Origin of the sequence: Streptomyces zinciresistens K42, assembly GCF_000225525.1 — a bacterium.
In the GTDB taxonomy this organism is placed as follows: Bacteria; Actinomycetota; Actinomycetes; order Streptomycetales; family Streptomycetaceae; genus Streptomyces; species Streptomyces zinciresistens.
On sequence record NZ_AGBF01000124.1, the window covers coordinates 1 to 20,639 of the forward strand.

The following is a 20,639-nucleotide window of genomic DNA, read 5'->3' on the forward strand; positions in this document are numbered from 1 at the left end:
GATCTGCTGCTGGGCCGCGGCCTTGTCGGCGGGGGCCTCGGTCTCCTTGTCCGCCTTCTTGGCGGACGCCTCTTCGCCCGTACGGGTCCGGGAGGTGGTGCGGCGCTTCGGCTTGGCCTCGGCGTCGGACTCGGCCTTCGCCGGGGCGGAGCCCCCGCCCGCCTGCGCCTCCTTGATGACCTCGATCAGCTGGCTCTTGCGCATCCGCGCGGTGCCCCTGATGCCGAGGCCGGAGGCGACCTGCTGCAGCTCGGCCAGCACCATGCCCTCAAGGCCGGTACCGCGGCGCCGCCGGGAGCCGGCACCGGTGGCAGGCGCGGAGGCGTCCGTGGCGGGCGCGGCAGCGGTCTCCTCGACACGTGCGCCCATCAGATCGGTGGTGTCGCTCACGAAGGGTCCTTCCCTGGAGCGGACGTCGGCCTGTCTGGCTCGGCGACCGGTTGTGCTGTCCGGCTTCGGCCCTTGGTGTGTGGACCGTGCCGGGGCGGTGGTCCGCCAACGCGGCGGAGGAAATGACTGGTGATGGCGGTTCCCAGAGCCGTGGCACTGAGTGCCGGTGTCACTCGACTCGGTGGCGCCTGTTCCGGAGCGTGCCCGGCAAGTCGCTCAGTGCTCGCGTACGAGGTACTGCCCGCGTACGTCGTACGGAACACAGTGCGGCTTGGGAGGCTCCCGGAAGAATGTCTGTCCCGGACTGGGACACGAAGCACCTCGCCATGGTGGGGTCGGGTGCAGACTTGAGGTTAACACTACCGGATCCAACAAACATTCCCCCTCTCGAAATCCGGCAACCCGCGTGTCAGGTCGCCAGCGGCAGCACGCTCGCTCCCCGCGCGTCCAGGTCCAGGCGGTTCGCGGCCCAGCCGTCGCCGGCCAGGTGGGCCACCTTGTCGGCGCTGGCCTCGTCGGCCAGGGCCAGCACGGTGGGGCCCGCGCCGGAGATGACGGCCGGGACGCCGTCCGCCCGCAGCCGTTCCACCAGCGCCGCGCTCTCGGGCATCGCCGGTGCGCGGTACTCCTGGTGGAGCCGGTCCTCGGTGGCGGGCAGCAGCAGCTCGGGGCGCCGGGTGAGGGCCTCGACGAGCAGGGCGGCACGGCCCGCGTTGGTGGCGGCGTCGACGTGCGGCACGGTGCGCGGCAGCAGGCCGCGCGCGGTCTCGGTGAGGACCGGCTTCCCGGGCACGAAAACCACCGGAACGATGGAATCGGCGGGTTCCATCCTGATCGCGCGGGCGGCGCCCGCCTCCATCCAGGAGAGGGTGAAACCGCCGAGCAGGCAGGCCGCCACGTTGTCGGGGTGGCCCTCGATCTCGGTGGCGAGCTCCAGCAGCGCGACGTCGTCGAGCCTGGTCTCGCCGCCTATGGTCACGGCCCGCGCGGCGACGATGCCGGCGCAGATCGCGGCCGAGGAGGAGCCGAGCCCCCGGCCGTGCGGGATGCGGTTCGCGCAGACGATCTCCAGGCCGCGCGGCTGGCCGCCCAGCAGGTCGAAGGCGGTGCGCAGGGAGCGTACGAGAAGGTGCTTCTCGTCGCGGGGCAGTGTCTCGCTGCCCTCACCCGCGATGTCGACGTGCAGCCCCGAGTCGGCCACCCGGACGACCACGTCGTCGTAGAGCCCCAGCGACAGCCCGAGGGCGTCGAAACCCGGGCCGAGGTTGGCGCTGGTGGCGGGGACGCGCACCCTGACGGCGGCGGCGCGGAAGGCTGGACCGGCCATCGCTCGATGACTCTCCTTGAACTGCGGTGGTTGTCGAGGACATTCGAAGCCCCGCACGGACCCTCGGGGCCGCTGCCGGGCCGCGGGCACGGCGCGGCGCCGCACCCCTTGCGGAGGCATATGCGGCGGGCGGGTTCGGTACAGCGTATCGAAGACAGGTTCTGTGGCGACATAGGGCGCACAGGAGGCGCACGATGCGTGTCGTATGCCCCCTGTGCACCCCCTGTGGAGAACTTCCCCAGGTGAGCGCCGTCCTGCGCGCGGACGCGAGCCCCGTACGACGGGGCATGGGACCGCTCCTGCGGCGCGGCGCCGTGAGCCCGTCGGACCGGGCTCGCGGTGCCGGCCCGGACTATGCCAGGCCGAGCCGCTCGGCCGCCGTCGCCGCGTCGACCGGGACGGTGACGGGCTGCGGGGCGCCGGCGACGGCCCAGTCGGGGTCCTTCAGGCCGTTGCCGGTGACGGTGCACACGATGCGCTGGCCCGGGTCGACCTCGCCCTGCTCGGCCGCCTTCAGCAGACCGGCGACCGAGGCGGCGGAGGCGGGCTCGACGAAGACGCCCTCCTGCGCGGCCAACAGGCGGTAGGCGCGCAGGATTTCACGGTCCGTCACCTCGTCGATGAACCCGCCCGACTCGTCGCGCGCGTCCAGCGCGTACTGCCAGGAGGCGGGGTTGCCGATGCGGATCGCGGTGGCGATCGTCGAGGGGTCCTTGACGATCTCGCCGCGCACGATGGGCGCGGAGCCGGACGCCTGGAAGCCCCACATGCGCGGGGTGCGCCGGGAGACGCCGTCGGCGGCGTACTCCTTGTAGCCCTTCCAGTAGGCGGTGATGTTGCCCGCGTTGCCGACCGGCAGGACATGGACGTCGGGGGCGTCGCCCAGCATGTCGACGATCTCGAAGGCGGCCGTCTTCTGCCCCTCGATCCGCACCGGGTTGACCGAATTGACCAGCGCCACCGGGTAGTTGTCGCTCAGGTCGCGCGCGAGCGCCAGGCAGTCGTCGAAGTTGCCGTCGACCTGGAGGATCTTCGCGCCGTGCACGAGGGCCTGGCCCATCTTGCCGAGCGCGATCTTGCCCTGCGGGACGAGGACGGCCGAGACCATACCCGCGCGCACGGCGTAGGCGGCGGCCGAGGCCGAGGTGTTGCCGGTGGAGGCGCAGATGACCGCCTTGGCGCCCTCCTCCTTGGCCCGGGTGATGGCCATGGTCATGCCGCGGTCCTTGAAGGACCCGGTGGGGTTGGCGCCCTCCACCTTGAGGTGGACCTCGCAGCCCGTGCGCTCGGAGAGCACCTGCGCGGGCACGAGGGGCGTGCCGCCCTCGCGGAGCGTCACGACCGGCGTGGTGTCGGAGACGGGCAGCCGGTCCCGGTACTCCTCGATGATTCCGCGCCACTGATGGGTCATTGCTGGTTACTCTCCTTCAACCCGCATGATGCTGGCGACACCCCGCACGGTGTCGAGCTTGCGCAGCGCCTCGACGGTGCCGCCGAGGGCCGCGTCGGACGCACGGTGGGTGACGACGACGAGGGACGCCTCGCCGTCCTTGCCCTGCTGGCGAACCGTGTCGATCGAGACCCCGTGCTCCGCGAACACGGTGGCCACCTGGGCGAGGACACCCGGTTTGTCTGCCACGTCCAGGCTGATGTGGTAGCGCGTGACGACGTCGCCCATGCCGGACACGGGCAGCGCCGCGTACGCCGACTCGCCGGGGCCGGTCGCGCCGTTGAGCCGGTTGCGGCAGACGGCGACGAGGTCGCCGAGCACGGCGGAGGCGGTCGGGGCACCGCCGGCGCCCGGACCGTAGAACATGAGCCGGCCCGACGCGTCGGACTCGACGAACACGGCGTTGTACGCGCCGCGCACGGAGGCGAGCGGGTGGCTCAGCGGGATCATCGCGGGGTGCACGCGCGCGGTGACCGAGGCGCCGTCCCGCGCCCGCTCGCAGATGGCGAGCAGCTTGATGGTGCAGCCCATCTTCCTCGCGGAGGCGAAGTCGGCCGCGGTCACCTCGGTCATGCCCTCGCGGTGGACGTCGTCGAGGCGCACCCGCGTGTGGAAGGCGATCCCGGCGAGGATGGCGGCCTTGGCGGCGGCGTCGAAGCCCTCGACGTCGGCGGTGGGGTCGGCCTCGGCGTAGCCCAGGGCGGTGGCCTCGTCGAGGGCCTCCTGGTACCCGGCGCCCGTGGAGTCCATCTTGTCGAGGATGAAGTTGGTCGTGCCGTTGACGATGCCGAGCACCCGGTTGACCTTGTCGCCCGCGAGGGACTCGCGCAGGGGGCGGATCAGCGGGATGGCGCCGGCGACGGCGGCCTCGTAGTAGAGGTCCTCGCCGTGGGCCTCCGCCGCGGCGTGCAGGGCCGCGCCGTCCTGGGCGAGGAGCGCCTTGTTGGCCGACACGACGGACGCGCCGTGCTCGAAGGCGGTGGTGATGAGAGTGCGGGCGGGCTCGATGCCTCCGATGACCTCGACCACGACGTCGATGTCGCCGCGTTTGACGAGGGCGGTGGCGTCGGTGGTGACCAGGGCGGGATCGATGCCCTCGCGGACCTTGGAGGGACGCCGTACGGCCACGCCCGCGAGCTCCACCGGGGCACCGATGCGGGCGGCGAGGTCGTCGGCGTGCGTCGTCATGATGCGCGCCACCTCTGAGCCGACTACCCCGCAGCCCAGCAGCGCCACCTTCAGCGGACGCGTACGCATCATCCGACCTCGTTTCCTCATACCGTCTACGGTTGCACCAGTCTCACTCACCGGACGGGAGTTTCTGCCCTTCGTCCGGATCGTGAGACATCTATTTCATTTGTACCGGGGTGGCCGACAGGAGATCTTCCACCCCGGTGTCCTCACCGCCCGGCGGGTCCCGGGCGGGCCGCTCAGCCGACGTCGAGCCGGAGCAGGTCCTCCTCGGTCTCCCGCCGGACGATCACCCGGGACGCGCCGTCCTGCACGGCCACGACCGGGGGCCGCGGCACGTGGTTGTAGTTGCTGGCCATCGACCGGCAGTACGCGCCCGTCGCCGGCACGGCGATGAGGTCACCCGGTGCCAGGTCGGCCGGCAGGAACGCGTCCTTGACCACGATGTCCCCGCTCTCGCAGTGCTTGCCGACGACCCGCGCGAGCATCGGCCCGGCGTCGGAGGTCCGCGACACGAGGGCGACGCTGTACTCGGCGTCGTACAGCGCGGTCCGGATGTTGTCGGACATGCCTCCGTCGACGGAGACGTAGGTACGGAGGTTGTCGAGCGGCTTGATGGTGCCGACCTCGTACAGCGTGAAGGCGGTCGGGCCGACGATCGCCCGGCCGGGCTCGACGGAGATCCGCGGCGTCCGCAGCTTCGCCGCCTCGCACTCCCGGGTGACGATCTCGGTCAGGGCCTTGGCGATCTCGTGGGGCTCGCGGGGGTCGTCGCCGCTGGTGTACGCGATCCCGAGGCCGCCGCCGAGGTCGATCTCGGGCAGTTCGACACCGTGCTCGTCGCGGATGTCCCTGAGCAGGCCCACGACACGGTGGGCGGCGACCTCGAAGCCGGACATGTCGAAGATCTGCGAGCCGATGTGGGAGTGGATGCCGATGAGCTCCAGCCCGTCGAGCCGCAGCGCGCGGCGTACGGCCTCGGCGGCCTGCCCCCCGGCCAGCGGGACCCCGAACTTCTGGTCCTCGTGGGCGGTCGCGATGAACTCGTGGGTGTGCGCCTCGACGCCGACGGTGACACGGATCTGCACCCGCTGCCGCCTGCCGAGTTCCTGCGCGACGTGCGCGACCCGGACGATCTCCTGGAAGGAGTCGAGGACGATCCGTCCCACTCCGGCCTCGACGGCCCGCCGGATCTCCTGCGTGGACTTGTTGTTGCCGTGGAAGGCGATGCGGTCGGCGGGCATGCCGGCCGAGAGGGCGGTGGCGAGTTCGCCGCCGGAGCACACGTCGAGGTGGAGCCCCTCCTCGTGCAGCCACCGCACGACGGCCCGCGACAGGAACGCCTTGCCCGCGTAGAAGACGTCGGCGTCACTGCCGAAGGCGTCGCGCCAGGCGCGCGCACGGGAGCGGAAGTCGGCCTCGTCGAGGAAGTAGGCGGGCGTGCCGTGCTGTTCGGCGAGGGTCTTCACGTCGACCCCGCCGACGGTGGCGACTCCGTCGGCGTCGCGGGCGACCGTCCGCGCCCACACCTTGGGGTCGAGGACGTTGAGGTCGGCCGGCGGTGCGGAGTAGTGGCCCTCGGGAAGGACGTCGGCGTGACGGGGCCCGGCGGGATGTGCGGAACGGCTCATGACTGTCGTGGGCTCTCTCAGAGATGTTCGGGTGCGCTGATGCCGAGCAGGGACAGGCCGCCGGCCAGCACCGCCCCGGCGGCTTCGGCGAGCGCGAGCCGGGCGCAGTGGGCGGCCGAGGGTTTCTCCGCACCCCGCGGAAGGACGGCGGGCAGCAGGGGCAGCACGGCGTCGGCGACGGTGACGAGGTGCCGGGCCAGCCGGTCGGGGGCGTGGTGGGCCGCCGCCCGCGCGAGCACCCGCGGATGGTCGGCGAGCAGGACCTCCAGCTCACGCCCCTCGGGTACGGCGCCCGGTACGGCCCCGAAACCGAGGTCGGCGGCGTTGCGCCGCAGCGCCCGGACCCTCGCGTGCGCGTACCGGACCCGGAAGAGGGGATTGCCCTCCCGCTGCACGAGGTGCTCCCGGCCGACCCGGGGCCGATCGTGCCCGGCACCCGCCAACAGGGCCCACCGCCCGGCGTCCCGCCCGAGAGGGAGCGGGGTGGCGGGGGGCGGGAGGAGGTGCGGTTCGGGACGGGGGTGCGGTTCGGGACGGGGGTGCGGTTCGGGACGGGGGTGCGGTTCGGGGGGTTCCGCCGAGGCCGTCGTGGGGGCGGGGACTTGAGGGGGCGTGGTCGGGCCGGGGGCTTCGGAGGGGGCATGACGGACGTCGGCGGCGTCGGCGGGCGCGGGACGCTGCCGGGGTTCGGAAGCCACCCGTCGGCCGGGGGCTTCGCAGGGCACCGGACGGACGTCGGCAGCGTCGGCGGGCGCCGCCGGACGGCCGTAGGTGTCGACGCGCACTCCGAGGACGGACACCCACTCGGGGTCGGGCCGGGCGTCGCAGCTGGTGCCGACGAGGACGCCCTGGGAGCGCAGCAGCCGCGCGACGGCGTCCTGCACGACGACGGCGCGGACCTCGTACGGGGCGTGCAGCCGTACGGTTTCGCCACTCGCCGCGTCGGAGAACCCGTAACGCTCGCCGCACCGCAGGATCTCGGCGACGAGGGCGGTGGCGGCGGTGTCGCCCAGGCTGATGTTGAGGAACCCGGGCCCGGTGACGACGACGTCCCGCACGCCTGCGCTGCCGGCGAGCCGGGCTCTGAGGATCTCGGCGACCCGCTGGGGCGGCTGCCCGGCCGGGCGGGCGAGCTGGAGGGCGACGTTGGTGGCGTAGTCGCCGCAGCCGCCGGGACCGGGAACGGTGACGAGGACGCGCTCCGGTACCGCGACCTGCAGTTCTCCCTCATCGACAGCACGGCGCACCGCGCGCAGCACGGTACGGGAGAGCTCGACGGGGGTCACGGGACCAGCGTATGGGAGGAGGGGGGTGGGTATGCGAATGCGTTTGGGCGGAGTTCCGGCATGTGGACGGGGCGGGGGTCCGGGGGGGTCCGGGGGGGCGGCCGGCCGTCATGGCCGGACTGCCGGAGGGGGTCAGCCCACGCTGCCGGCTCCACTGCCCCCGCCGGCTCCGAGACCACTCCCGGTGCCTCGGCCGCTCCCGGTGCCCAGGCCACGCCCGGCCTCCAGGCCACTGCCGGTGCCCAGGCCGACCCCGCTCCCGCTCTCGAAGCCGCTGCCGTTCCCGAAGGCGCCGCCGGCCCCGAAGCCACCGCCGAGCGCGGCGGCCGTGCCCCCGTCACCGCTCTCCCCCGCCCCGCCCCGTCCCGTCGCGATCAACCTGCGTACGAGGCGGACGAGTTCGTCGGGATCGAAGGGCTTGGCGAGGAAGGCGTCGACGCCGACGTCGAGGCCGCTCTCGATCTCGTGCTGGGTGCACGCGCTGACGATCGCGAGCGGAAGATCACGGGTGGCGCTGTCCGCACGCAGCCGGGCGGCGGTCCGCAGCCCGTCCAGACGGGGCATGACCACGTCGAGGGTGATCACGTCGGGCCGCACCTGATGAACGACATCCAGACACTCGGCACCATCAGCCGCGGTCACGACCTCGATGCCCTCAAGCTCGAGATTGACCCTGATCAACTGCCGGATGACCTTGTTGTCGTCCACAACAAGCACCCGCCCGGACGCCCCTGGCACCACTCGAGAGTAGGTGCGGACCGGCCACCGCGTCCGGCTTTTCCCCACTTCCCCCCTCCAGGGGTGACCCGCCCCAGGTCGCGCCCGGTGCCACCACCCTCAAAACCCGTTCATGAACACCCCACTGAAGCTGGTAGTGTTCTACCCGTCGCCGCCACCCAAGGCGCCCGACACGCCCCCGTAGCTCAGGGGATAGAGCAACGGCCTCCGGAGCCGTGTGCGCAGGTTCGAATCCTGCCGGGGGCACTTCGCATGAGGTGCCTAAAGACCCCGCCACCAGCGCGTTCGCTGAGTGCGGGGTCTTCGCGTATGTGCAGGCGGACGCCGTCGAAAGCAGCTCCATGACAGTGATCACGTAATGGCCACGTAATGATCTTGACGGGCTTTCCAGCAGCTCAGTGACCATTTCCGGCTCCCCGAGCGTAGCTCCCCGACACACCTCCGACACGACGAAAGCCCCGGAGCGACCCGGGGCTTTGCGTGAGGGGCGTGTGAGCCGTCTAGTCCTGTGTGTCCTCCTCTCCCAGACCCTTCAGGATCCGGTCGTTCATCTCCTGCTCCTGGCCGTCGATGCACTTTGCGTAGATCTTGAGCAGCACGTCGACCGAGTGGCCTGCGCGGGCCGCCACTTCCGGGGCGGGGACTCCGGAGTTGAGCCACTGGGAGACGCCCGCGTGGCGCAGGTCGTACGGGCGAGCCGCCAGGACGGAGGCGACCTGTTCGGGCGGGAACGCCAGGGCACGGGCCTGCTTCCACGCGCGCGAGTACGACGACGCGGCGATGACGTTGCCCCGCTCGCTCGAAAACAGCCGGCCGTCCTCCGCCGTGCCGAACTCTTTGGCGTGGTCCTGCAGCATCCGGACGAGAGGAGGCGGTATCGGCACGATGCGTACCTCGCCATCCGCCCGCTGTTTCAGGCCCCGCCGGTCGTGCGCCTCACCTGAATCGGTCCACGCCTTGCCGGCGGTGGGCCGGGTCTCCGCCAGGTCGATCCGGCCCCAACCCTTCTCCGGAAGCGTGCAGTCCGAGAGCCGCAGGCCCAGCGCCTCACCGGGCCGCATGGCCGCGTAGTACAGGCAGCCGAAGAACGCCCGCAGCCGTCGACCACTCGCCCGCTCATAACCACCCACATACGTGAGCGCGGTCAGCAGCTCCCGCGCCTGCCGAGGGTTGACCACCACCCGACGGTCGACTTCCTGTACTGCCCGCTTCCCCCGCTTGCGCCGTACTCGACTCAGCGGGTTCGAATGCAACGTCTCCAACTCCACCGCGTACTCAAGGGCGTTGAAGACCACGGCACGGCGCCGCCGGTAGGTCTGCGTAGCCGCAGGCTTGCCGTCGAGCTTCCGTGTGAGCGCGTCGATCAGGTCGTGTACGCGGGTGATCTCTTGGAGTTCCACGACCGGCAGCGATGCTTTCTCGATCCACTTCACCGCCGACGCGATCTCCTCGGGCCTCTCGCGCTCCCGCCGAGGTGGAGGCAACACGTAGGACCGCAGCGCCCGCCTGAGGTCAGCCGGAGCAGGGCGCCCACGAACCTGTTTGACCAGCGCGGGCAGAACCGTTGCCAAGGCGTCGGTCATGCTGTCCCGCTGCTTCGCCGAGGCCTCCGCCCACCGGGTATCGATGTACTTGAGCGCCAGCTCCAGGAACGATAAGGCGGCTTTGCCACCCCGCAACGAGTCTGGCAGACCAGTCACAGTGTCGAACGGCTCGCCCTTGTCCGCCGCCCGAAGCAGCTTCGCGCGGAAGCGATCCGCCAGCGCCTTTGTCTTGTGCGACTCGTGGAACGGCTCTCCGTCCACGGACCACCGAACGAGGTACGTCGGTTTCTTCGCGGAGCGGTTGATGCTCAGCTTCCAGATGACGACCTTGTACGACTTCACGATGCAGCCCCCTCCGCCCGCTCCTCCAACCAGTCGTTGAGCACGTCCCGCCGAACCCGGAGCTCCCCGTTCGGCAGCCGTATGCAGGGCGGAGCGAGGCGCAGTTCCCGCCAGCGATAGAAGGTGCGCCGCGAGATGCCGCCCAGCTCGTCGAGCACCTGGCGGACCGTGAGCAGTTCGGCCGCCTTCGCGCGGCTGTCACGCGCCATGGAGACCACCGCCCTCCCGCACGGAAGCGGCCAGGAGCGCCGCCGCCGGCGAGTAGCCGCGACCCGCGTAACGCCACTGGCCGACCGTGACAGTCGGACCGTCGACCAGGCCGAGGGAAGCCCGTTGCTGCTCCGCACGGTGATCAGCACGCGCCTGGCGGAGCGCGGTCAGGGTCGTTGAGTAGCGGCGTGACTTGGTGGAGAAGTGCCCGCCGTACCCGAGCATGTGAGCCCACCGACGCAGCCCGAGCGGCTCGAACTCCGGCAGACCGCCGAGCCACCAGCACGTACCGATCATGCGCAGCACATGCGCACGCACCGGCAACATGACCATGTCCCGCGCGTGGTAGATCCGGCCGTCCACCGCGCCGGCGGACTCGGCTCCCTTCGTGGCGTACTTGGCGATGTAGCCCGCCACGGCCGCCGCGGAGGCAGGCCGCTCCCCCGTATTCCGCCTGTATGAGGTGACCGGCCGTACGTCGACCTGCGTACCGAAGCGGAGCTCCCGCGGTCCGACGACGTCCGCCCCCGGAGCGGCCAGCCGCACCCGACCAGCCACCTCGCGAACAGCGTCGATCAGCAGCGGCACGGTCGCCCATCCCGGCGGGGACGAGTCAGGTCCCTCCGGTCCGTCGAGGCGGATCACGCCATGGAAGTGGACGAGCCCACGCCGCTGGTACTCGGCGACTTTGGCGTACGAGAGCCGGGTGACTTCCCCGAACTCCGTACGCGACAGCCCGGCACGCCGAGCGACCTCGCGCCGCAGCTCTAGCCCGAACCGATGCCAGAGCCGACCGGCGAACGAGTGCCAGAGGACAGCGCCCGCGTAGTCGTAGCAGCGCGGGCAGAGCGGCTCGCCGAGACGGTGGTCGTCCGTCGCGTGACGCTCCAGGCATCCGGTCGGCCGACCATGGGGACACGACTCCCCCGCCCGACGGGGACGACAGGCCCGTACGCGCCCGTCGCGTTCCCGCCGCGTGTGAACCGGGCCGAAGCTGGGAGCGGTGAGCGTGACGAACACGCGCGGGTAGCCACTCACCGCCTCCGTGACGTTCTTGCCGCCGACGAGCCCGGCCCGGACGAGTTGGTACGTGTCCGCCCGGTACAGGGCCGAGCAGGCCGGGCAGACCGTCGCGCGCCGGTTGCCGCACGCGATGAGCAGGCGACCGCCGTAGACGTCCGACCCGTACGAGAGCAGGGCCGCGCCCGAGGTCGTGTCGTAGACGGTCGCCGCGCCGACAAGGTGAATCGGGTTGGTGCAGCCGCCGAGGCGGACGATGTTCCGCCTCCAGGCCGCGAAGTCCGCCTCAGATGCCCTGGCGACCAGGGCAGCAGCGTTGGCCGTGAGGGTCATGGTCATCGACGACCGCCCCCACCGCCGAACGCGTGCGCCATCACGGCCGAGATGCCCTCGGGCCGAGTCTTGGCGCTGAAGCGGAACGTCGGATCGGTGAGCCAGAGTGCTGCCGCGTGCGCGGGACACAGGCGTTGCTCGGTGTCATCGAGCCCGACGAGGACGACCTGTTCCCGTCCGGCGCAGGTCGAGACCTCCGAGTCTCGCTGCCTGAGTTCGCAGTCGGGCAGCGGGGATTTGCGCGAATGATGCGCACTGGTCAAAGTGTGAGTGCTCCTTTCACTGCTCATGTGGCGGATGGAGTGGGTTCCTGACGGGGTCGGGTTTGGCGACTTCGCGCCCCGTCGGGAGCCCGTCATACGGGCGATCACTGCCGCTCCTCGGGCGGTATCGCGACGACGACGTACGCGATCGGTCCGAACTCACGGCGTGCGTCGAAGTAGCCCTGGTCGAGGTCCCCCGTCGGCACGTCGAGCGGAACAGCGACGGACGCCACGCCCTCTCGCCGACCGACGGAGTCGGACGCGTCGACCAGGACGACGACGGATGCGTGACGCGGTACGACGACCGCGGGGTTGGCTGTCAGGTAATCGACCAGCTCCCGCAGACCGGCCAGGAACAGGGCACGGTTACCGGAGCGGATGACGTAGTCGGACACGGGATGTACCTCTCTCGGGTCAATGGGGCGCTTCAGAAACGGAGTTGGCCGAGGAAGCCGGTCACGCCGTCGAGGAAGGCCTGAGCGAACGGCGCGGCCACGGTCTTGGAGAGCAGGAAGCCGAAGGCTCCGCAGAGCAGCGCGTCGATCCACCGCAGGTACCGGATGCGGAGAAGGAACCAGATCAGCAGGCCGAGCAGCAGAACCGCGGACATGGACACAAGCACGGCAGGCCCCTTTCACGGCGCTTCGACGTGCAGTTCGGACAGGACGGGAGTCAGGTGCGCGTACTCGGCGGCGACGGCTTCCGCCTCTGCCTCCGTGATCAGGTGCGACCGAGCCCGTTCCCAGCCGTCACCGGAGGCGAGGACCGCTGTACCGGCCTGTTCCGGCGTGATGGCCTGAGCCGCCTTGAGCGCATCGGGGTTGAGATCACCGAGCGCCATTTCGGCCGTGCCGGGGTCGGCCACGCGATGGCAGACCCGGCCGCCGAGCTGTGCCCGTAGTGCGGTAACGCCAGGCCCCAGGTCCGAGCCGACGCGTTGGCCTGCGACGACGAGGAACACCCCGAGGGCTGCGCCGAGTTGGGCAAGTCGGATCAGTGCTGTACCGGCCGCCTGGGCTTCGTCCTTCTCGTTCCGGCTCGCGACGAGGAACAGTTCCGCGAGCTCATCGACGATCACGACGACAGGGACCGGACGTTCCTTGTCCGGCAGACCCCAGATGTTGCGGACCCGAGCCGCCCGGCAGACGGACATGCGGTCGAGGGTCAGGTCTACGAGCGCGGCCAGCAGCCGGACCGCCTGTTCACGGTTAGTCGCGAGGGCGGACAACCGCGGTTCGTAAAGGGACAGTTCCATGCCGCCCTTGCAGTCGATCCCGACGAGGGCGACGGGCTGCGGAGCCAGCCCCGCGACGAGGGCGTTGATCAGCGTCGACTTCCCGGACCGGGTGGCCCCCACGATCAGCCAATGCGGCACCCGCCGCAGGTCGAGCACCCAGGCGGCCCCGGTCTCCAGCGCACCCACGGTCACCCGGAGCAGATGGCCAGGGCCCCGCTGCTTGGGCATCCGAGGCGCGACCAACGGATCAGCCGCCGAAGCAACAATCCGTACGACCCCTGGCTTCCAGGAGGTCACCCGTACCGCGTGAACTTGCCAGTCCTCCGCCATGGCAGGCGCAGCCTTGACGAAGTCCTCGGGCACCTGGCCGGGTAACAGCCGTACCAGCAGCACGAAGCCGCCGGAGGTGGGGCGTATGAGCCCGCGATGCGGTACCCGTGGCTGGGGCGGAGGCGCCCCGTTGCCGACGAGCCCGGACACAACGGTCAGTGCCGGCCGCCGACTCACGGCGAGCCCACATCCTGCCATCAGAGGCCGCCAGGTCTGCACGACCCGGAAGGCGGCGACCGGGAAGCCGAGTAACAGCCACCAGGCGACGGGATAGCGGCGGCGCAGGGTCGGGCCCGCGAGAAGCAGGCCCGACACCAGCACTGCGGCCACCACCAGAACCCAACCCGGCACGGACGAACCGGCCGAAGAGGTGGAGGAGGCCAGGTTCATCACTGCGCGGCCCCCTTACCCGCTGGCGCGGGAGCGTTCAGGGGCCGGATCTCCGCCGCACGGAATGCGATCCCGTGCCGCCCCTCGTTCTCCCACGGCGTGCCGACCAGGTCCCGCACGGCCACCGGCATGCCGAGCTGCACTCCACTCGGCTCGCCGGCCACGCTCACGTTCACGACGTCGGCCGACGCCCCGGCCATCAGACAGAGGCCGACTTGGTACATGGTCTTGCCAGTCTCGCGGTCCACGCGGAGCTGGCCGGTCTCGCGGTTGGCAACCCGCGGAGCCGGGGGAACGGCACAGATGATCCCCGTGTACTTCGCGGTGTCGATCGGAAGGCTTGCCACTTCTTGGATCTCCTCTTCTCTGGCACCCGAAGGCCGATCCTCCGGGTTGCTAGACCACCCGTAGTACGGGTGACGCAGACAAGAGTGCAACCCGTAGTACGGGTTGTCAACCGACCTAGCGATGAGAGAAGCTGTGCACGCCCGTAGACAAGCCGTCTACGCCGACGCACAGCCGCAGAAGCCACGGCCACGGAGGGCCCGCATGCCGCCGAAGAACACGCAGCCGAAGTACCGGCAGATCGCCGACTACCTGCGCGATGGCATCTTGGACGGCACCTTCCCGGCCGGCCAACCGCTCCCGTCGGAGGAGGCATTGGCCAAGCAGTTCGGCGTGACGCGTCCCACAGTCCGTCAGGGCCTGTCCGAGCTAAGGGCATCCGGTCTCGTCGAGGCCATCATGGGCCGCGGCACCTTCGCCCGCTCCCCCCACAGCCGCCCCAGCCACACGCGCCCGCGCGGTGTACGTCGAGCCCCAGACGGCCGCTACATCGAGGCCGACGGCATCCGCTGGACCGACACCGAGCCACCCGTAGCTACCCGTACCGACGCCCCGTTGGCCCTGGCGGACCTACTGCGCATCCCTCCGGGCGAACCGATGTTCACGTACGACGCCCTGCAGACGGCAGACCACGGCCGCCTCCGCCAACTCCACCGGACGTACGTGCCGTTCTCGATCCTGGCCGACACCAAGTACGAGGAGGAGGCACCACCGTCGGCGCCGGAGCTCTACAGCGCACTCTCCGACCTAGGCCACGAACTCCACTTCACGGAGTACGTTCGCACCCGCATGCCTCTCCCAGACCAGGCCCAGGCCCTTCGGCTCGCCGACGGGGTACCGCTCCTACACGTCATCCGCATGACGCTCGCGGAGGCGGACAAGCCCTTGGCTCTAGAAGAGTTCCACCTGCCGGGCGACGAGTTGGAGCTGTCGTTCAGGCTGTAGCTGAGACCCGGTTGGCTCAGAATTTCCTCACGTAATCAAGGCCCGCGCACAGCGCGGGCGCGCGCCGCCTCTGCGGCGCGGCCTGCCTCCTGCCTTCGCCCCGGCTGGTTGCGCCAAGCGGCTGCGGGCAAAAGGGGGAGACACACCCTCTATGGCTGGGGCGGTCGGCTCCACGGCTTTAGGCAGCCAATTTGGCGCGAGCCTCGAAGATCATGGCCCAAAATCGGGCACTAACGGGCAGGCTCACAAACCTGCCCGATCCGCTGGCTAGCGTAATGGGCCATGATCACTCACGCCAAATCAGCTCCAGCCCAAAGCCGCTCCACCGACCTAATGCCTGTCAGATACCCGTTTCCGTGACATTAAGCCAGTCGTAGGCGTCTACCCAGCCGATCAGGTCGATATCTTGAGGAACCGCCCCTTCTTGGGCTTCATTCATCCTGAACCCCAACGCCGAAGCCTGTTTACTCAGATTCATCGTGCAAGGCTCTTCAAGAAGGCGCTCGTATTCTTGTGGTAGCGGAACGAGGAATTCCTGATCGTCTTCGAATTTAAAGAATCCAGCACCCGATGAGATTTCCATGGAATGCAGATGCATTCGACGAGCCATCTCCTCAGCATCCCTGGCCAAAACCTCCAGATATTGAGGAAAGAATGATTCGTGCACTACATCAAAGTAGCGGACAGCGCCAGTCAGATTGGTAACATCTGGCGACTTCGTTGGCTCCAGGTGGCTGATACGCACCCACGGAAGGGACAAAAGCCCCTGCTGTCCCTCATGAAGCAAAGCGGAGACCATGGGAGCCCGAACGACCGCAACGTTTACGATGATCCTCGGAAACAGTAGTGGATGGTCCGGTTCAGGAGTGCTGAGGAAGCGGAGGTGGTCAGCCGCCTTCAACAGCGGAAGCGTGAGAGACCTATAAGTCTCCTCACCTGTAATCTCAAGCCTTGAGTTCTTCCTGAATACCTTCGCTAGCGAAATCGCGAATGGCGCAGGCGCACCGAAGAAGGGAATCTCTTGCAGACTTAGTGCGTCCCGAAGGTTGATCCAGAACGAGGAGGGTTCTTCCTCTTCGTCGAGTTCCTCACTTGGGTCGACAGTAGTTGCGTCGCCGCCAGCATCATCCTCGCCACCCTCCGAAGCTGGCTCGATGAAAACTCTTAGCTTCTGCACATCCAAGCCCGCAATGTCGGGAAATTCACTGCTTTCACTCGGAGGCGTTTGTCGCAGAAAGAAGACGTAAGGAAAGTCGCTCTGCTTACATTCCACAAGCAGACTGAGGCGGACTCTCAGATCAGATTCTGGCTCTTCATATCCGTGCTGAAATCCAAGATCTGCGAGAATGTCGATAGAACGAACCTGGCCTGATTCACGGTCTACGTACGTCCACTCTTCCTGGATGCGAGCCCTGTGCTCCACTCCTATGGGTGACGCTGCAATCAGGTCCGCAACCACTGCCTGAAAAGGGTATCCAGACTTGGATATAGCTTCACGAAGGTCTTTGGCAGTAACGCCTTCTTTGAGCTCCGCAAACGGCGGCGGGGTCACGTTCTCCATGTCTCCTCATTACATGTCAGCTGGATCTAGAGTGCCAGACATGCCTACTCCTCGGGAGGCATTTTGGAGTCCCCAACGCACGAGCGCCCTCCCGGGCCGCCCTCGGGCCGTGGAAGGGCGCTCAACGATGACCAACGTCGACAGCTACCGACAGCTCAGCAGCAGGTCAGGACGTCGATCGATAAGGCGGCCGCAGGTCACCGCCGCCGGTGATCAGTTGTGGCTGAACTGGCGCCCGGCCTAGCTGCGCAGGGATCCTTCGTGAGCGAACTGGCGTAGCAGCGGCACCGTTACGGCATGCTCAGTGCATGGATCTAGAGGGTATTGGTGGCGTCTCGGCTGCAGCTGTCGCAGCGCTCGGCCTCCCGGCCGCCATCATGGTTGGCCGCTGGCAGATGCGCGGAGCGCTACGAGCAGCCGAGGAGACCGGCCGAGCTGGCATTGCTCAAGCAGAGTCGACCTACAGAGCTGCTCTTGATGCTGTTCGCACCGAAGCTGACGCGGCTCATCTGCAGTGGCGGCGTGGCATTCGACGCGACGCCTACGCAGGTTTCCTTCTGGCGATGACTCGTTGCGTGCAGGCCGCCGAAGCACTACCACGGCGGCGACTAGAGGCGTCTCAAGTCCTCAGCGCTGCCGAGGAGGAAGTTACTCAGGCGAAGAATGGTCTGAGCGCAGCGCTCTGGGTCGTGAAACTTGAAGGGCCTGCTGCTGTCGCTGACAGTGCTGAAGGTGTGTCCTCGCTTACCTACGAACTTGTGCAAGCACTGGCTCGGAAGGCCGAGTTCCACCGGGCGGCGAGCATGCTCCATCACCTCAGCTTGTCCAACCCTATAGCTGCGGAACTGGATGCTGCGTTAATGGGATTGGCTGTGACAGTGGACGAGACCGGATACAATTCGGCACCCCGGCCAGGAGTGTCGCCACCTCCGGAAGTTACCGAGGGAGTCGAACGCGCAAGGGAGCTACATGACCGACTGTCGGACGAAATAGGAACCTATGAGTGGGTCGCGTTGCTCAACGAAGCACTCAACTACCTCACAGATCCAGAAGCGCTGAATCAGCAGCTCTCGTCAGCTATAGAGGGGCTCCTGCCTGTCTGCAGGCAGGCGCTGGATGCTCGACCCAACACAAATGTCTCTAACATCCAAAACTGACATGACCGATCCCGAACGGCGGCGCGACACCACAGGTTCGTGTTGCAGCGGTGCGCGAAGTAACCCGTGACCAGACTGATGGTAGGGCGGACCTCTTGAAGTGGTGGTCACGATGTCCGTGAAGTATCTGTAGGTGATTTCGGTAAGCCGAGCACCCAAAGGTGCCGACTAACCGCTTCACCTGACAGTTAAGGAGACTCGATTGAGAAAGGCGGAATCACTTACCTGCCCGAAACATCCTTAATCGCCATCAACGCCATATGAGGAACTACCACGATCGCTTGATCAAGTAGGTGCTCCGCAGCATTCGCCGCAGAGGAATTGTCGATATCGATGATCTCTGCCCACGAAGCCGGCTCATAGCGCGCCAGGATCGATAGGCCGAAGAGCACTGCCCACCAGGCCAAAAGAGGGTGAACAGGACCATCCATGCTGCCGAGCGCCGGGAAAGCGTAGGCATCACTCGGACCGCGGTACAACGTCGACCGTTTGAGAGCTTCAAGGCGACCGGCGTCCGTATCTACTGGAAGCGCCAGAACTGACGGCAAGAACACCTCTAGTTCCTCCGCCGGACCGTTGCCCCGGTCATGCCACAGCACGGTCTCAGGTGCGTCCGGAGTATGAGACCAGCCCCTGAGTGATGGATAATTGGCAAGGAAGGAATCTACCGCCTTCCGATCCGTTTCTGACTTTACCCGTACCTCCCGAGGAATCGGATACAGAGAAATCCGACACCACATTTCATCGCCGCGGTGAATCAGACCACCAGGGGCGAAGTGCATGGCTGGCAGACCTGACGCCCCTTCGAGGGGTACGGTTTGCGCTTCAGGTATAAGAGGCCAAAGTTCACCGAGCGTCAACGGATTCTGTGCCTCCAGTGGTTCAGCTCCCATCGCTCGTGCGACTGTCGGAAAGGATCCCTTTGCGGTCGGTACGACTTCCACCAACCCCAATCCCTGAGTCGCGTCCAGGTTGCGGGTGCCGATTCCGTGTCCCTTGAGCCGCCACTTGTCCTGACCCAGCAAGCCTGACGCTGCGGCAATCGCCCTCCCGAACTGCGACAGCGCGTAAAAGATCTGGACAGGGCGCGTCGCCGGACCAGCACTCTCCGCTGCCTCAGTGAACTGTTGGGCCTGTTCCAAGGCTGCGACGAACACGGCACGCCGCTGTGCTGTTGCCTGAGCGGGTCCAGCCACTCCGGTACGTAGCCCCCGCAACTCACGCCAGACTTCGCGCTTACTGGGCATCGCAAGGTCTCGCCAGGTGGCCATGGGCCTCCTCAGTCGGTCTGGCCCACCTTGGGCCCCTCAGCAGATGTCAGCCCACCTGGCCCGGCTCGAACGGGCTGGCCCCCTCCACAACGGGCCGGCGCTGCGGGTCTACAGCGGGCCGGCCGACGCAGGCAGAATGATCATAGGGCAGCGCTTAGGCACCTGCACCGGCGTTTCCCGCGCCCCGGGGAGCGAGGCCCGGTGAGTATCTAACGGCGTGACAACGCCAGCGAAAAACCTAGGCCGAGCGCCTGCGGACTATCAGCCCAGGTGAGAGGCAATCCAGCCCAAGGCAGAGCCCCCACCCAGGTTGCTTCGGGAAAAAGAAGTCATCGCGCAAGGCGCCACCCATGCGCTTCCGCCGTAGAGCCTTTCCCTGGTCGACGGCTGACAGCGTGGGCTCAGGCCAGCGGGGGTGCGACGCGCGCCTGCACGGTCGGCTGACCCGCCATCGCGGCTGACTGTCGTCGGCTTAAGGCACAGAGGACCCCGAGATTGAGCGCTGTCCTCACTCGTGGAGGGCGCCCCCTCAGCTTGAATCGGTCATTGAGACTCCACCGACTTCGAGTAGTTCAAGCAAACCCAGTGCCTCAACCCGGGCAGATCCCGTAATCTCCAGGCATAGGGTAATCCCAAAGGGGCCAAAGTGGCTAGCAAGACAACGAGCGATCGTGACGCTGCTCAGAATTCAGGCTGCCCATAATTTAAATGAGGCCACTCGACAGAATCCGACAATGACTCACTCAATCCCACTTAGAGGACAGGACGGATAAGCATGATCCTTCGCACGCACATCGAGTGTCCGGCTTGCCGGGGGCTTATCATACTGCGTGTCGGCGTTACGCGTAAGCGACAGCCCTTCACTGTAGCGTGCCCAGTTTGCGAATCCGCAATCAGGGGGGAAACCGTTGAGGCCGATGACGGCCTTCCCCGCTTCCAGCTTCCCGGAATCGAGGTCATCGATCCCAAAGATGCGCATGGGGAATGGCGCATGGTTACAACATACGGAGATTTGCCAAACTATCCAAATAGTGGAGAATTTTCCGCCTTCCTTTCGGCCCATAAGATATTTGGAGACGACTACTTTCCAGGTTACCTAAAATTTCTTGCCACTGCGCGATGGCTCGGGGAGAAAGTGGATCCACTGGAACACGCCTACGGGTTTTACCTAAAACAGAAGTGGGACCTTCTTGACTCTCTCATGAGGCGAAACTTCGAGGGGGCTTGGCCGGACAATCCCAGCTTCCTTGACAGGCATACATTATTGCACCGCTTCATCTTCCCGTATCTGGTTTCCCTGGATCCGGAAGGACTGTATCCGCGAGCGAAGTATGAAGTATGGTCTCGGATATTCAAGAACGAGGCCGCATTCTCAGAATGCGCCAACTCCTTAATTTCTAATTCGGAGTTCGAGGCTATGAATAGAAGGGTAGCCGAACAGTTTTTCAATCTTCTACGCGCCAACGTAGAGTGGCTTCCAGCCCTAGCGATTATTCATCTACGCGCCAAGGCGAGGCCGATTCCTCCAGGTTGGCAGGTGCCAGTGGGGCGTATCGACTCGCTACGCGATGCGTACAGACAAAACTTTGAAGTTAGCTGCCAAGTTCTCCCACTCATCATTCGGATGCAGAACATCGCCGAAGGACGTGATCCGGAGTCGATCAGAGACCCAGCCGAC

Annotated in this window: 19 protein-coding genes, 1 tRNA gene and 1 pseudogene; 4 read left to right on the forward strand and 17 right to left on the reverse strand. The window is 67.4% G+C overall.

Going from position 1 to position 20,639, the window contains the following annotated elements:
* From SZN_RS25840 to SZN_RS25870, 7 genes and pseudogenes are all read right to left on the reverse strand, one after another.
* Nucleotides 1–390 (reverse strand): Rho termination factor N-terminal domain-containing protein (locus tag SZN_RS25840; RefSeq protein WP_007500481.1); only part of this gene is annotated, 390 nt, incomplete at its 3' end.
* Nucleotides 391–799: 409 nt separating this feature from the next.
* Complete coding sequence (thrB, locus tag SZN_RS25845) at nt 800–1,717, reverse strand: homoserine kinase (RefSeq protein WP_007500483.1); 918 nt, start codon at nt 1,715–1,717, stop codon at nt 800–802.
* Nucleotides 1,718–2,069: 352 nt separating this feature from the next.
* On the reverse strand, nt 2,070–3,128 hold the full coding sequence (gene thrC / locus SZN_RS25850; RefSeq protein WP_007500485.1) for a threonine synthase: 1,059 nt from the start codon (nt 3,126–3,128) through the stop codon (nt 2,070–2,072).
* A 6-nt stretch (nt 3,129–3,134) separates the two neighbouring features.
* Nucleotides 3,135–4,427 (reverse strand): homoserine dehydrogenase, encoded by a 1,293-nt coding sequence (locus SZN_RS25855; RefSeq protein WP_007500487.1) that lies wholly within the window; start codon nt 4,425–4,427, stop codon nt 3,135–3,137.
* 170 nt (nt 4,428–4,597) lie between these two features.
* Nucleotides 4,598–5,989 carry a diaminopimelate decarboxylase gene (lysA, locus tag SZN_RS25860; RefSeq protein WP_007500488.1) on the reverse strand — a complete coding sequence of 464 codons (1,392 nt, stop codon included), beginning with the start codon at nt 5,987–5,989 and terminating at the stop codon, nt 4,598–4,600.
* Between the two features lie 17 nt (nt 5,990–6,006).
* Nucleotides 6,007–7,275 carry an ArgS-related anticodon-binding protein NrtL gene (gene nrtL, locus SZN_RS25865; protein ID WP_007500490.1) on the reverse strand — a complete coding sequence of 423 codons (1,269 nt, stop codon included), beginning with the start codon at nt 7,273–7,275 and terminating at the stop codon, nt 6,007–6,009.
* 288 nt (nt 7,276–7,563) lie between these two features.
* Nucleotides 7,564–8,061: pseudogene (locus tag SZN_RS25870) on the reverse strand (response regulator); the annotation flags it as partial.
* Nucleotides 8,062–8,187: 126 nt separating this feature from the next.
* On the opposite strand from SZN_RS25870, the gene SZN_RS25875 reads away from it, so the two are divergent.
* Nucleotides 8,188–8,259, forward strand: a tRNA-Arg gene (locus tag SZN_RS25875).
* Between the two features lie 254 nt (nt 8,260–8,513).
* Here the strand turns inward: SZN_RS25875 and SZN_RS25880 are convergent.
* The 8 genes from SZN_RS25880 to SZN_RS25910 all read right to left on the reverse strand — a co-directional run bounded on the left by SZN_RS25880 (nt 8,514) and on the right by SZN_RS25910 (nt 14,029).
* Nucleotides 8,514–9,899 carry a tyrosine-type recombinase/integrase gene (locus tag SZN_RS25880; RefSeq protein WP_007500494.1) on the reverse strand — a complete coding sequence of 462 codons (1,386 nt, stop codon included), beginning with the start codon at nt 9,897–9,899 and terminating at the stop codon, nt 8,514–8,516.
* Nucleotides 9,896–10,108, reverse strand: coding sequence for a helix-turn-helix transcriptional regulator (locus SZN_RS25885; RefSeq protein ID WP_007500496.1), 213 nt, complete (start codon nt 10,106–10,108; stop codon nt 9,896–9,898). The genes SZN_RS25880 and SZN_RS25885 overlap by 4 nt, the downstream gene beginning before the upstream one ends.
* Nucleotides 10,098–11,468: a replication initiator gene (locus tag SZN_RS25890; RefSeq protein WP_007500498.1), complete on the reverse strand. Its 1,371-nt coding sequence runs from the start codon at nt 11,466–11,468 to the stop codon at nt 10,098–10,100. Before SZN_RS25890 ends, SZN_RS25885 begins: the two co-directional genes overlap by 11 nt.
* Nucleotides 11,465–11,725, reverse strand: a complete 261-nt coding sequence (locus SZN_RS39025; RefSeq protein ID WP_078508950.1) for a hypothetical protein — start codon at nt 11,723–11,725, stop codon at nt 11,465–11,467. Before SZN_RS39025 ends, SZN_RS25890 begins: the two co-directional genes overlap by 4 nt.
* 104 nt (nt 11,726–11,829) lie before the next feature.
* Nucleotides 11,830–12,120: a hypothetical protein gene (locus SZN_RS25895; protein ID WP_007500500.1), complete on the reverse strand. Its 291-nt coding sequence runs from the start codon at nt 12,118–12,120 to the stop codon at nt 11,830–11,832.
* A 32-nt stretch (nt 12,121–12,152) separates the two neighbouring features.
* Complete coding sequence (locus tag SZN_RS25900; RefSeq protein ID WP_043733083.1) at nt 12,153–12,347, reverse strand: hypothetical protein; 195 nt, start codon at nt 12,345–12,347, stop codon at nt 12,153–12,155.
* A 12-nt stretch (nt 12,348–12,359) separates the two neighbouring features.
* Entirely contained in the window at nt 12,360–13,682 is a 1,323-nt protein-coding gene (locus SZN_RS25905) for an FtsK/SpoIIIE domain-containing protein (RefSeq protein WP_043733091.1), read from the reverse strand.
* Nucleotides 13,682–14,029, reverse strand: coding sequence for an SCO3933 family regulatory protein (locus SZN_RS25910; protein WP_007500507.1), 348 nt, complete (start codon nt 14,027–14,029; stop codon nt 13,682–13,684). The genes SZN_RS25905 and SZN_RS25910 overlap by 1 nt, the downstream gene beginning before the upstream one ends.
* A 202-nt stretch (nt 14,030–14,231) precedes the next feature.
* Here SZN_RS25910 and SZN_RS25915 point away from each other — a divergent pair, with 202 nt between their 5' ends.
* Entirely contained in the window at nt 14,232–14,972 is a 741-nt protein-coding gene (locus SZN_RS25915; RefSeq protein WP_007500509.1) for a GntR family transcriptional regulator, read from the forward strand.
* A 340-nt stretch (nt 14,973–15,312) separates the two neighbouring features.
* Here SZN_RS25915 and SZN_RS41000 read toward each other — a convergent pair whose 3' ends face one another.
* Complete coding sequence (locus tag SZN_RS41000) at nt 15,313–16,533, reverse strand: hypothetical protein (protein WP_139063577.1); 1,221 nt, start codon at nt 16,531–16,533, stop codon at nt 15,313–15,315.
* Nucleotides 16,534–16,841: 308 nt separating this feature from the next.
* Between SZN_RS41000 and SZN_RS41005 the strand changes: the two genes are divergently transcribed.
* Entirely contained in the window at nt 16,842–17,690 is an 849-nt protein-coding gene (locus SZN_RS41005) for a hypothetical protein (RefSeq protein WP_139063578.1), read from the forward strand.
* Nucleotides 17,691–17,911: 221 nt separating this feature from the next.
* On the opposite strand, the gene SZN_RS39030 is transcribed toward SZN_RS41005, so the two are convergent.
* Entirely contained in the window at nt 17,912–18,961 is a 1,050-nt protein-coding gene (locus SZN_RS39030) for a YaaC family protein (RefSeq protein ID WP_078508953.1), read from the reverse strand.
* A 775-nt stretch (nt 18,962–19,736) separates the two neighbouring features.
* Here SZN_RS39030 and SZN_RS41010 point away from each other — a divergent pair.
* On the forward strand, nt 19,737–20,639 hold a 903-nt coding region (locus SZN_RS41010), incomplete at its 3' end, for a hypothetical protein (protein WP_139063579.1).